This is a genomic window from Bacillus sp. FSL K6-3154 (assembly GCF_040869395.1).
Lineage (GTDB): Bacteria > Bacillota > Bacilli > Bacillales > Bacillaceae > Bacillus > Bacillus safensis.
Genome location: NZ_CP152033.1, coordinates 2,045,108 through 2,057,855, shown reverse-complemented (window position 1 = coordinate 2,057,855; position 12,748 = coordinate 2,045,108). Strand labels below are relative to the sequence as shown.

At 42.4% G+C, this 12,748-nt stretch carries 11 protein-coding genes; 1 reads left to right on the top strand and 10 read right to left on the bottom strand.

Features of this window, described 5'->3' with window-relative positions; genetic code table 11:
* Nucleotides 1–42 precede the first annotated feature (42 nt).
* The 5 genes from MHH61_RS10740 to MHH61_RS10720 form a co-directional block, all read right to left on the bottom strand.
* A complete protein-coding gene (locus tag MHH61_RS10740; protein ID WP_025092801.1) occupies nt 43–1,419 on the bottom strand; it encodes an MFS transporter in 1,377 nt (458 codons plus the stop codon).
* Nucleotides 1,420–1,539: 120 nt separating this feature from the next.
* On the bottom strand, nt 1,540–2,547 hold the full coding sequence (locus MHH61_RS10735) for a LacI family DNA-binding transcriptional regulator (protein WP_061110398.1): 1,008 nt from the start codon (nt 2,545–2,547) through the stop codon (nt 1,540–1,542).
* 77 nt (nt 2,548–2,624) lie between these two features.
* Complete coding sequence (locus MHH61_RS10730; protein ID WP_125587113.1) at nt 2,625–3,572, bottom strand: dihydrodipicolinate synthase family protein; 948 nt, start codon at nt 3,570–3,572, stop codon at nt 2,625–2,627.
* Nucleotides 3,573–3,916: 344 nt separating this feature from the next.
* A complete protein-coding gene (locus MHH61_RS10725; RefSeq protein ID WP_003214270.1) occupies nt 3,917–4,474 on the bottom strand; it encodes a shikimate kinase in 558 nt (185 codons plus the stop codon).
* An 85-nt stretch (nt 4,475–4,559) separates the two neighbouring features.
* Nucleotides 4,560–5,333 carry an IclR family transcriptional regulator gene (locus MHH61_RS10720; RefSeq protein WP_061110400.1) on the bottom strand — a complete coding sequence of 258 codons (774 nt, stop codon included), beginning with the start codon at nt 5,331–5,333 and terminating at the stop codon, nt 4,560–4,562.
* Nucleotides 5,334–5,481: 148 nt separating this feature from the next.
* Between MHH61_RS10720 and MHH61_RS10715 the strand changes: the two genes are divergently transcribed.
* Nucleotides 5,482–6,840, top strand: a complete 1,359-nt coding sequence (locus tag MHH61_RS10715; RefSeq protein WP_061110401.1) for a hypothetical protein — start codon at nt 5,482–5,484, stop codon at nt 6,838–6,840.
* Between the two features lie 244 nt (nt 6,841–7,084).
* On the opposite strand, the gene MHH61_RS10710 is transcribed toward MHH61_RS10715, so the two are convergent.
* The 5 genes from MHH61_RS10710 to aroD form a co-directional block, all read right to left on the bottom strand.
* Nucleotides 7,085–8,398 (bottom strand): MFS transporter, encoded by a 1,314-nt coding sequence (locus tag MHH61_RS10710; protein WP_125587114.1) that lies wholly within the window; start codon nt 8,396–8,398, stop codon nt 7,085–7,087.
* A 45-nt stretch (nt 8,399–8,443) separates the two neighbouring features.
* The gene (locus tag MHH61_RS10705) at nt 8,444–9,646 is read right to left on the bottom strand and encodes a CaiB/BaiF CoA-transferase family protein (RefSeq protein WP_080701232.1); all 1,203 of its coding nucleotides are present in this window, start codon (nt 9,644–9,646) and stop codon (nt 8,444–8,446) included.
* A gap of 125 nt (nt 9,647–9,771) precedes the next feature.
* Nucleotides 9,772–10,152: a cupin domain-containing protein gene (locus tag MHH61_RS10700; protein WP_125587115.1), complete on the bottom strand. Its 381-nt coding sequence runs from the start codon at nt 10,150–10,152 to the stop codon at nt 9,772–9,774.
* A 23-nt stretch (nt 10,153–10,175) separates the two neighbouring features.
* Complete coding sequence (locus MHH61_RS10695) at nt 10,176–11,936, bottom strand: thiamine pyrophosphate-binding protein (RefSeq protein WP_125587116.1); 1,761 nt, start codon at nt 11,934–11,936, stop codon at nt 10,176–10,178.
* A 38-nt stretch (nt 11,937–11,974) separates the two neighbouring features.
* Entirely contained in the window at nt 11,975–12,748 is a 774-nt protein-coding gene (aroD, locus tag MHH61_RS10690; protein ID WP_125587117.1) for a type I 3-dehydroquinate dehydratase, read from the bottom strand.

Below are 12,748 nucleotides of genomic sequence, written 5' to 3'. Positions count from 1 at the left end.
AACCTACCCTCTTTGGAATAAGTTCTTTACTGCATGCGTAACTTACGGTGCAATATCCTCTAATACTTTCTCGCGCGTTTCGATCATTTTAAAAGCAAGAATTGCTCCCACTACCGTCACACTTGCAAAAAGAATAAATATAGTTGAAACACCGCTTACCTCTAAAATAAAACCTATCATAATAGGAGCGATCGCTGAGGCTAGTCTAAGCCACGCTGTAGCAAATGCCGTTCCAATCACCCTCATACGTGTCGGATAAATTTCAGGTGTATATAGATAGAGGAGAACTGTAATTGTCCCCATCATTCCGTAAGCAGCAGATCCTAAATAGATGACGCTTTCTGGTGAAGTCGCTCCGCTGATCCATAAAGCCGTTAATAAAACACCTGTTAATACAAATGCAATGGTTGCCCAGCGCTTCCGTCCCACTTTATCAATTAAAAATGCACAAGCGAATACCCCTATGGTCTGTAAAATATTTGTGAGAGATGCTGCCCTTAATGAATCTCCGACTGGCAAATGGTAAACAGTATTATAAAGACTCGGTAACCAGTTATTTAAACCATTCGATACAAAGTAGGCAGAAAACCATAGTCCCCATACGACCAATGTTCTTTTACGGTAAAAAGTTGAAAATAGCTCTTTCCAGTCGCCTTTTTCAGTACTGCTGGATACTTGATTTGCGACAGGCATTCGTTTGTCAGTACTAGCTTCAATTTCTTCAATAATTCTTTCGGCTTCATCTAACCTGCCTTTCGAAATAAGCCACCTTGGCGATTCACGCAGCATGAAAAAGAATCCAAAGACGATTAAACCTCCAATGCCTCCAATCAAGAACATCCATTTCCACCCAAAGCTAGGTACGACGAATGCGCCAATTTGAGCTGAGATCATTAATCCTAATGGAAAAATCATCTCATAAAGCATAAAAAATCTACCTCTTCCTTGGGCTCGGGACAACTCATTAATATATGAGGCTGCTACCGGCACCTCTCCTCCAACTCCAATCCCTTGTATAAAGCGGAAAATAAAAAGGGCCATAAAATTACCTGAAAATACACATGCGATACTCATAATAGACATGAGGAACACCGTCCACTTTGCACTAAATACACGGCCGCGCCTTTCTGCTAACCACCCAAAGAAAATAGCACCAATCGCTTGTCCTATATAACCAGACCCAATAAGAAGGCCAATTTGAGCAGGTGATAAATTCCACATGCCGATGAGGACCGGGAGAACAAACGCTAAAGATAGCGCATCAAAAGCATCAAAAAAGGTAGCAGATCCCATAATGATCCGAGGTTTTAAATGCCACCTCGAAAAAGGTACACTTTCCATCCTAGTCAATAGTTGTGAAGCTCTATCAACAACTTGCCCACCTTGAGAATTTGAATTTCCGCTGAGTTCTAACGTCATGGTATCTCCTCCTTATTAGAGGAAATGATGCAAAAGTACATGCCGAAGAGCGCTGAAGAAATCGCTTACATTTTAAATCAAGAGGAATTCTCAAGCGATCTTACGAGTTTTCAGCATCTATCAAATCTTTTTTGGCGTTCCCGTGGTGCCCCGATCTATATAATACATAGGGAAGATATGCTCCATCGCCTCTAACTGTTCTCCTTCTAATAACTGTGTTAGTAAAGAAACAGCTTTTCTTCCCATTCCAACTAAATCAACATGAACAGAAGATAAAGAAGGGGTTAGGAAACTTGCAATGGGCACATCATCGGCACCAACGACAGACAAATCATGAGGTATTGACACATGTGCGTTTTCTGCCGCTTTCATGACCCCTATCGCCAAAAAATCTGAAGAGCAAACAACTCCAGTCATGTGCTGGTTTCCTTGGAGAAATTGAGAAACCACTTCTACTACTTTTCCCCCATCAAATTCATCTAACTCAAACACAAGCTCTTTGTTCAATGTTAATCCTAAACGTTTCAGTGTGCGCTCATACCCCTTGTAATACCTCACACTATGCATCGAACTCATTGGACCATTGACCAGCCCAATGGTTCGATGACCTTTATCAAATAAGGCCGTTACAGATTGACAAACACCTTCTTCATCATCTGGCCTGACACATGGAAATGGTGAATCCTCTAAGTAACTTCCGACAACGATAATGGGAATAGCCAAACTTTTTAGCCAATCCATGCTCAATTCTTCATTTCTTGGAGAAAATAAAATGGCACCATCTACAGCCTGCGTCTCAAGTAACCGCTGCTGCTGCACAGATGTAAATGACATCAGCATATTGAATTCGGTCTCATCTAATTCCTTCGCTATGCCATCTAAAATCGTTGAAAAAAATGGATTATTCAAAATATATGAACCGCGGGGAACCACTACAGCGATATTCCCAGTCTTTCTTTTCACGAGTCCTCTCGCTCCTAAATTAGGGCGGTAGCCTAACTCATCAATCACTTGTTTGATTCTTTCAGCCGTTTGAGCGCCTACTCCTGGTTTACCACTTAATACTCGGGAAACAGAAGCTATAGACACTCCTGCTTTCAATGCGACATCTTTAATACTTACTGACACATTTCATACCTCCGGGAGTCTGTTGTTTTATACCCTATTATAACCTGACTCACCTTCATCATGAAATCAATGGTCTGTTATCTACTGACGTTTTCCTTAAGCAAACCAACACTTTGAAGGCCTTGGCGAATCTCTTCTTTTTCCTTTTGAGTTAAAGGTAATACCGGCTTTCTAGCAAGTGAACTGCTGATCAAACCTCTCTGGAACATCGCTTCCTTCATTCGCAGATGAGAGGTAGAGGAAGGTTCATCCATTTTATATACAGCATGCTTTAATTCAAAGATTCTATCGTACACTTTATTAGCTGCTGCAAGGTCTTGTTCTTTCACACATTTCACAAGTTCAGCGATCAAATCTGGTACAAAACAGCCGAAACCGACAAGCGCTCCATCAATCCCTTGAACTAATGTTGGCAATAAATATTCATCGTGACATGTGAGCAGCGATACATCTGGTGCATGCTTTTTCAGTGCGCGCACATCGACTTCATATTGTGCCATGTCTCTTTGACCAATTTTGAATGAGACAACATTTTCAATTTCCGACATTTCTAGTAATTGATTCGTTGTATATGAGGTTTTTGTCCAAGTTGGATATTGATGGACGATGATTGAAATGTCAATCGCTTCTGCAACATCTTTAAAGAATTGGACAGGTGATTCAGGTTGCATACCGAATCTCAGCCATGAATGCGGCGGCATGAGAAGGATACCTTCTCCGCCAGCTTCTTGAACTGCTTTTGCATGCTGGATCGCTTCAATTGTCCCTTCAGCTGAAACCCCGGAAATGACAGGTACTTCCCCTTTTAATTCGTCAGCTGCAATACGCACAGCCTCAGCTCGTTCATGTGGCAGCAAAGTCATAATCTCGCCAGTATGTCCATTGACAACAATCCCGTTAATTCCTTCGTGCTCCGCCACCCAGCGAACAAGCTTACGAAAAGCAGGTTCATCAATTGAATAGTCATCTTTAAAAGGAATTAAGACCGCCGGGAATACACCGCTCCATTTTTCTTTATTTTTCATCAACAAATTCCTCCCCATTCGATTATAGTAAACGTTTACCGTAAGCGTTTACGTAAACAATCATAGAATGTGCTCACGGAAGATGTCAACATTATTTTTTAAATATTATCATAATTCAAAAAACTCTTATTAAAATTTAGATACTATTTTATTTTTCCGAAAAAGAAAATGATCTATATCAAAAGCCTCATCACCATGAACTGATTGAAGGAGGATCACCGCTTTTTCCAAACGGCTGCACACCAAAAAAAGGATAAATACATTTTGGTTGTCAAAGCATCATCATATGTACGAAGGAAAAGAATTCAATAGAAAAAAAGTCTACCCTCAACGGTAGACTTTTTTTATTTCGAATATAAATCCCAGCCAAGCTTGAGTGTGTCCACAATATAATTGGCGACTTCCTCAGCCTCTAAATGATCTGTTTCCACTCTTGAGTTATGAAGAGAATAAATCTCCCGGCGCTCTTCAAACAGCTCTTTCATCTCATCAAGTGTCCGGTTGTGAAGAACAGGGCGGTTTTCGATTAAAATATCAAGCCGCTGCTTCCAATTCTCCCACGATAGATCAAGGAAAAGAACGGTACAATGCTTCAAGCAGGCGCGTTTGATTTCTTCCTGTTTGAATGCACCGCCTCCAAGGGAAACGATCTTGAGCTGTGTATGTTCACATAAATCGACGATATAATCCTTTTCAGCCTGCCTGAAGAATGCTTCTCCTTTTTGCTGAAACATCTCTGGAATCGTCATGTTGTACTTTTTCTCAATCTCCTGATCGACATCAATAAAATCTCTATATAGCTTTTTGGCAACCAACTGCCCAATGGTTGTTTTCCCAACACCCATAAAGCCAATGAGGACAATATTCCGCTGTCTTACAGGAATTTCTCTATTGATTTTCATGGTCGTGACACGTCCTCCCTACGACAAGGAATGCTACATAATGTTTCTATTATATGATAAATGGAGCTCGAAAAGATAGGCAATCTTAAAAATTGTGTTTGACGACGTAGCCGAGCTGTTCAGAAAGCCGCTGTGCCTGTTCTTTCACTTTTTGCTGCAACTGAGGAATGACTTCTTCAGTAAACCGATGGGTTGGACCAGATATGGATAAACAGGCTTTCACTTCACCATGAATGTTAAAGATTGGTGCCGCTACTGCCGCAGATCCTACCTCGCGTTCATCGATGCTGCAAGAAGTATATGTGTCAAGAATATGTTCACGTTCCTTTTGCCAGTCACCCTTCATCACATGATCAGCCTCAGACGCTAATACTTTTTGTTGAAATTCTTCACTTTGAAATGCCAATAATACCTTTCCGCCTGCACCTGCGTACAATGGCAGTTTTTCACCAATCTTGACAAGATGCCGAATCGATTGCAGCCCTTCCGCTTGTTCAATACAAACCCTGCTTGTTGAATCCAGTACATACAGGTTGACGGTTTCCTTTGTTTCATCACGAAGTGAGTACATGAGTGGCTTAGCCAGTTCCCTCAATTTAATGGACTTCCCTGCAATGTATCCGAGGAGATAAAGCCTTTGACCCAATCGGTATTTCATTGTTTCTTGATTCTTCTCCACAAAATGATTCATTTCAAGTGCCTTGAGCAGTCTCGTTGTCGTAGACATTGCTAAATTCATCTCTTTTGAAATATCCGTTAGCGTCAGCTCTTGACGTTCTTCACTAAAACAATACAGAATATCCAAAGCACGCTGAACTGTACGCAGTCCTGATTCTTCTTTTGACTTTTTATCAGCCATATTCACTTTCTCCTTTTCCCCTTTGATTTCTTATCGACATCAACGATCGATTTTGCTATAATCCATTTTAAACGTTCCATTAAAAGAAAACAAATTCCACCAGACGGAATAAAATCAATTGAAGATATTTGATGGAGGAGATATTTGAATGTACCTGCTCGTTTTTACACTGCTTATCAGTCTATATATAGTTCATCAACTATTTCCTGCTCCTATACTCTCCTATTTTGTTGGTCTGCTGGCCGCTGCTTCGCTCACCATTTCTTTTAAGAAAGCAAGCGGGCTTTATTTGAAAACAGGTGCTGTATTTCTCATCATTGGGTTGTTCTTATTCTTCTTATCCGGCCAGCCTTTGCACACGTTTTTTCTTCACTTTCATTCCATGCTGGGCTTGCTTTCTCTCTTTTTCATGCTGCCTTTTATTCATTCTCTCATACATGTTGGACATTTCGATACACAATTAAATAAACTGCTCACACTGCATACAACGAGCTCAAATCAGCTTTATCGCAAGAGTTCATTTGTCACTCATATACTTGGCATGTTTTTAAATATCGCGACGATTCCCTTACTCTATACATCGCTCAAACCGTCGCTTGAATCCCTAAAAGAACAAGTGAAACAACATCTTTATACACGCAACCTCTTAAGGTCATATGCATTATGTTTAAGCTGGAGTCCTGTTGAAGTGCTGGTAAGCGTCACCATTGATGCAACCAAACTAAAATATTATCAAATTGCACCTATTACTTTTGGTTTAATGGTCTTCGTGCTGGCGATAGATTGGATGCTTTTTTCTCGTCAAAGCAAACGATTACCAAACATCATTCAGTCTTCAAAAACAAGCGCCAACCCTCATCGAATTAAGCGAAAAACCCTTCAGCTCGCTTTCATGCTGCTAGGTTTTATGACAGTCGTCTCACTTGTCGATGCATGGATTGGGAAAGGCTATTTATTCGCTGTAGTACTGACGATTATTCCATTTGCTCTATTATTCTCTTCTGTTATCAAAAAAAGAAAACAATATATCGCTGTCTCTGTACCTCATTGGAAAGAAAGAACCCGTCAGCTCTCCAACTATATGTGTCTATTTTTAAGTGCAGGCTTCTTTGTCGATATGCTCCTTGCGACAAACAGTATGCAGCCGATTCAAGCATTTATTGTCAGTATATCAGACCATGCCATTTGGGTTTATTGTGTCATTGGGTTGTATTTTCTGATCACCGCCCTTTGCGGTTTTCACCCGCTCGTCTCACTTGCTTTGTTAGTGAGTATGATGGCACCAGTCATCCATGAACTGCCTGCTCTTCCCATTGCCATCATGCTGATCGTTGCTGGCACATCAACTGTTATGTTTAGCCCTTTTAATGTTTCTGTCTCCCTATTAGCTGATTTGATGAAGGTCAACCCTTACCGTATCACTCGCTGGAATATATGGTTTGCCAGCCTTTATATCAGCATGGGTATCGCATGTGCAGCGATCATCACCGTTATCTTTTATACATAAAAAAGAGAACTCATCCTTGAGTTCTCTTTTCAGATTGTTGACAAAGGGCTAAAATGATGTTGATTTTGGCCCTTTGTCTTCTTTTCAGCGTGATAGAAAACCTTTGAAGTCTAGGAAGGACGAGCACGGGCGCGGAGCGAATTTAACATTCGTGAGCACCAGCGCACAGGACTGACAACGAATGCAAGGGTTTGTCTACACGCTGAAAAGAGAACTCACCCTTGAGTTCTCTTTTGCTTTCTCTCTATGGTTTTAATTGAATACGTTCAATTTTACCTACGATAAAGATGTACGACAATGCCCCGCCTAAAGCGACTAAACTGACGAATAAAATGCCTCCATTGTAAGAGCCTGTCGCCGACACGATGAATCCGATAATCAGCGGAGTGATGATCCCAGCTAAATTAGCAAAAAAGTTAAATACGCCGCCAGCCAGCCCAACCATTTCCCGTGGTGCCACCTCAGACAGCATCGTCCAAGAGATATTAGACAGTCCTTGTGCAAATGAAGCGATGGATAAAATGGTCAGCACAAGTGGGATATTTGTTGTAAAGTTTGCTAAAACAATGGTACTCGTCATCAGCAAGCCAACCACTACTGGCAGCTTTCTCGCTACATTCACTGATACGCCCTTTTTAAGCAGCCAATCAGATACATAACCTCCAAACAAGACCCCAAAGAAGGCAGCAATATAAGGAAGAGAAGCAGCAAAACCTACCTTGAGAAACGCCATATTTTTCGCCTCTGCCAAATAGGTCGGAAACCATGTTAAAAAGAAAAAAAGGGTAGACGCAACAGAGAATTGGCCAATATAAAGCCCGATCAATTTACGATATTTTAGAAGGGCGGCAAAGTCTGCCCATTTCAGCTTCTCCTGTGATGCGACTGTCAGCCCATCGCCTTGCCGGATTATTTCTAACTCATCTTCATTTATCTTCGGATGCTCTTTCGGTTCGTGATAATACTTGTACCAAAAGAAAGCAAATATGATACCGAGCGCACCTGCCGTAATGAAGACGGTTCTCCAATCGAAAGTCGTCATGATCCAAAATAGAAGAGGTGTCGCAAATGCAAGACCCACATACTCTCCAGCAGTATAAACACCTGTTGCAAAAGCCCGTTCCCGCCTTGGAAACCATGTGGTGACAATACGGTTATTTGCAGGAAAAGCGGGAGATTCTGTAATCCCAATAAACAAACGGCAGCCGAATAAAAAGGCAAAGCTGTTCGCAAACGCCTGTAAGCCTGTGAAAATAGACCAAGTAACGAGTGATATCCCATACGTTACCTTTGAGCCAAATTTATCGAGAATAAAACCGCCTGGTATTTGCATTGCTGTATATGTCCAGCTAAATGCCGAAAAAATCAAGCCTAATAAGGCTGGATTTAATTGCAATGAAGATTGAATTGCAGGAGCAACAATGGATACACTAGCTCGATCAATATAATTAATAGCGGTAATAAAAAACAACAGAATCAATATGCCAAAACGGGCTTTCGTTGGTTTCACATATGCGGGCTGCAATTCATTCCCCTTCAGTTCTGAATGCACTTTCATAACCATCCTCCTTTGTTTCCGCAGCGTGCGGTTCGGTTGAGCGTATTAAATAACCCCTTTTTCTTCTAACTGCTTACACTCTTCTTCTGTTAAGCCAAGCATATTTGTTAAAATCTCATAATTATGTTCGCCTAAATCAGGTGCAATGTGACGGATACTTCCAGGTGTTTTTTCAAACTTCGGAATGATCCCAGGCACCTTCACTTTTCCAAGACGAGGGTGATGCACCTCGACGATATTCTCTCGTGCTTTAAATTGCGGATGCTCAAAAATATCCCGAATACTTAAGATTGGGCTCACAGGAACACCATGTGTATCTAAAATTTCTAATACGTCATCCCTTGTTTTCGACGCGATCCATTGAGAGACGATCGCATCCATTTCTTTGTTATGCTTCAGCCTGGATGCATTGACCGCGAATTTTTCATTCTCTAGTAAATCTAATCGATTCATCGCCTCTGCCAATCGATTGAAGGTCGAATCTGTACTCGTCACAAGAACCAAATAATGACCATCCTTTGTCTCATAGGTACCGGCAGGGCTTGAATGTCCGCTTAGCCCCGGTGAACGCTCACGCACCTTCCCAAGCTTGTCATATTCTGCAACCAAAAACTCTAACATACGAAACACAGATTCATAGAGGGCCAAATCCACCATTTGCCCAGTTCCTTCTGGATGTGTATCCCTGTAATACATCGCTGTCACAGTAGCAAACGCCACATAGATGCCAGCAATATAATCAGTAAGAGAAAAGGAAGGGCTGACTGGATGCCGGTCTGGGAACCCTTGAATATATGTAAAGCCGCTAAACGCTGTCGCTGGTGTTCCAAATCCGGCTTTGTCCTTAAACGGACCCGTTTGCCCATAACCCGATACACGAATCATAATTAAACGAGGGTTGATTTCTTTTAACACATCGTACCCAACGCCCCATTTTTCGAGTGTTCCAGGGCGGAAATTTTCAATCAGCACATCGACCTGACCCGCAAGCTTTTTAAAAATGTCCTTTGCTTCGTCTTTGTGCAGATCCAGTGTAAGGGATTTCTTATTCCGCGAGAGACCTGACCATCTAAGTGGTTCTCCATCTGCAAAAGGGCCGACATGCCGCAGCGTATCGCCTTTGCCAGGAATCTCGACTTTGATGACCTCTGCTCCAAAATCCCCTAGAAGCACCGCGCCATAGGGTGCAGCAATCATCGTAGAGACGTCTAATATTTTTATTCCTTCGAGCGGTGTATTCATATTCATTGCTTGACTCCCTTTCATTCATGTGATGAAGGGCTAAAATCATTCCTAATTTTAGCCCTTTTCATCTTTCTGATTGACCTGGAAGGCCCTGATGATTCAAAAGGAGGGCTTACCGGTGCAATTTTTTAATCCTTCGGAAGCTGCCCTTGCGGTGTGTAGAGCCAAATGAGCCATAAAGGTTCATCTCCTGTATTGACATGCTGGTGCGGGACACCGTCAGGAATGAACATAAAATCATTTTGTTTAAAGGACTGCCTTTCTCCATCACAAATGACTTCGCCAGATCCTTTAATCACATAATCAAATTCCTCTGAACCCGGGTGATTGTGCACTGAACTTGCTTCCCCCGGTTCAAAAATGGTGAGACCCGCCATCATATGTTCTGAACCAACTGTATCCGGTGTAATGGTTTGAAATACCTTTCGAACCATTTGCTCCTCTGGACGATCTAAACCTAACCATAATGGGTTCCCATCTTGAAACGGATTCAATACTTTAATTTTCATTGTTAATTCCTCCCTCGTTTTGATTAATTCACGCTGACATGTGAGCGCTTTGAATTTGGTGAATAAATGTCATTAATATTCCAATGTCCATCCGTAGGAACAGGATCATTTTTCATTGCTACATCAATAACGCAAGGCTCCTGAGAAGCAATGGCATCAGCTAAAGCTTCTTTGAATTCAGAAGCAGAGGTGATTTTAATCCCCTTCATTCCATAACCTCTCGCAATGGCAGCAAAATCTGGTGAATAGCTTTCTCCATCTTTTCTAAAAACAGTGCCGTACGTCGTTTCATAGTGCGCCATTTGCAAGCCGGCTATTGTGCCAAATGCACTGTTATTCATCACAATCCACACAACAGGAATGTTCTCTTCAACGGCTGTTGCGAGAACGGATGGATTTTGACCGAAGCCGCCGTCTCCAACGAGTGACACAACAACACGGTCAGGCTGGGCAATCTTCGCCCCAAGTGCGGCAGGGGCTCCAAATCCCATCGTTGCAAAGCCGCCTGGCGTTAAAATGGTTCCTGGCGTCAACACTGGAAATTGCTGTCCAACCCCATTTTTATTCCAGCCAACATCCGTTGTAATAAAGGCATCTGGCGGCAATACTTCCCGCACTTCCTGCAAAATACGCTGCGGCTTCATTGGGAAGGATTCATCTTGAACATTCGTCAGATTGTTAGCCTGAAAATCCTTACGATATGCCGCAATGTCCTTTTTCAATTCAGGACGATTCAGTCCTTTTGGCAGCCTTTCTTTCGCCACTCGATTGAGTACAGTCAAGGCTTGCTTAAGATCGGCTACCGCTCCAATTTCAACAGGGTAGTTCCGGCCAATTTCATTCGGATCTATGTCGATATGAATGAGCTTGGTTGATTGGAAATTGAACGTATACTCCGATTCCCACGAGCTCGCATCAGCTTCAGCAAAACGAGTGCCTAAAGCCAATATATAATCCGCCTCTTTGCACTGATCATTGATAAATTTTGTCCCCCAAAACCCTGTCATTCCAAGGGTCATTGGGTGATCATCCGGCATGGCTCCTTTCCCCATCAAAGAATGGGCGACAGGGATACTTAGATGGTCAGAAAATGCCTTTAGTTCTTCAGCTGCATCAGCTAATAAAATGCCTCCCCCTACATATAAGAGCGGCCTTTCTGCCTGCAGCAATCGATCTAATATTCGATTGGCCGTTTGATCATCAATAGAAGGTTTTTCAATGGTGTGTGTATGATGGTTGATTTGTTCAAACAGGGACACATCTAAATCTTTTGAGAACACATCCATTGGAACAGAAATAAGCACCGGGCCAGGACGGCCACTTTCAGCTAACTGAAATGCTTTTGATAAAATCTCTGGAAATAATTCTGGAATATCGACTCGCCATGCTCTTTTCACAAACGGCCGGTAAATTTCGTATTGAGAGGCATCGGAATGAAGATTGATTTCTTGGTGTGGGTGCTTTCCGTAATAGTGACTTGGGACATCTCCTGCAATAACAACCATTGGAATGGAATCAAGTGCTGCATTCGCTACCCCTGTTGCGGCATTGGTGAGTCCAGGTCCTAGATGACTGAGAACAACAGCCGTCTGTTTCTTCGCCCGCGCATAACCATCTGCTGCATGTGCCGCTATCTGTTCATGTCTGACATTTACAAATTGAATCGAGCTTTTTTCAAGCGCTGATAAAAAAGCAATATTCGTATGACCACAGAGGCCGAAAATATGCTCGACTCCCCGATTTTCTAAGTACTGAATAACCTGTGTAGAAATATTCTTCTTCATGTTTCTCTCCTCTCACGGTGCAGCTATGAATCTGCTACTCACTTATTCTTTGAAAACACAATAGATAGAACATTGTTCAAATCCTGTATCGCCACTTGCCCGGGAGCTGAGCTTTCTTTCCCTACAGCAAAGGTCATCACAGAACCAAAAAGCCCGCCAATCATTCTTGTAAAAGCACCGTATTCCGCCATTGCCATCGAAATAACGGGAATTGACAGCTGCTTTTTCGCATGGCTGGTCGCCAAGAGCAGTGTTAATGCATCGTCATAGGAATGCGGCATCACTGCGATCTTTGCGATGTCGGCGCCGACTGATTCTGCATTGACGAATAGCTGCACGAGGCGATCCACCTCAGGGGTGCGATCGAAATCGTGATACGACACAATCAAGGTAACGCCATGTCTTTTAGCTGCCTGACTGACTTGCTGTATATGTGTCACATCATGCATTAATTCATAATCAACGGCGTCCACAAGCTGTGTGGAACAAAGTTCGGCAAGCAGAGAAACCTTCTCAGATTCTGAGAGTGATATCCTTTCGCCTCCCTCCTTTTCAGAACGAATGGTGAATAAAAATGGGATGCCCTTTGCCTTTTCTACCATTCCCTTAAGGGTTTCTATCACTTGATCCTTGTCATGAAGGTGATGAAAAAAATCCGCCCGCCACTCTATCACATCAGGCTTCTTCTCTGTTAACACCTCTATCTCATGAAACAATTCTTCCTTTGTTTGTCCGATGAGCGGCGTACAAATCATTGGCTGACCGCCTGCCTGCACACTTTTTACCTTTTGCTGAAATGCATTCACATCCAT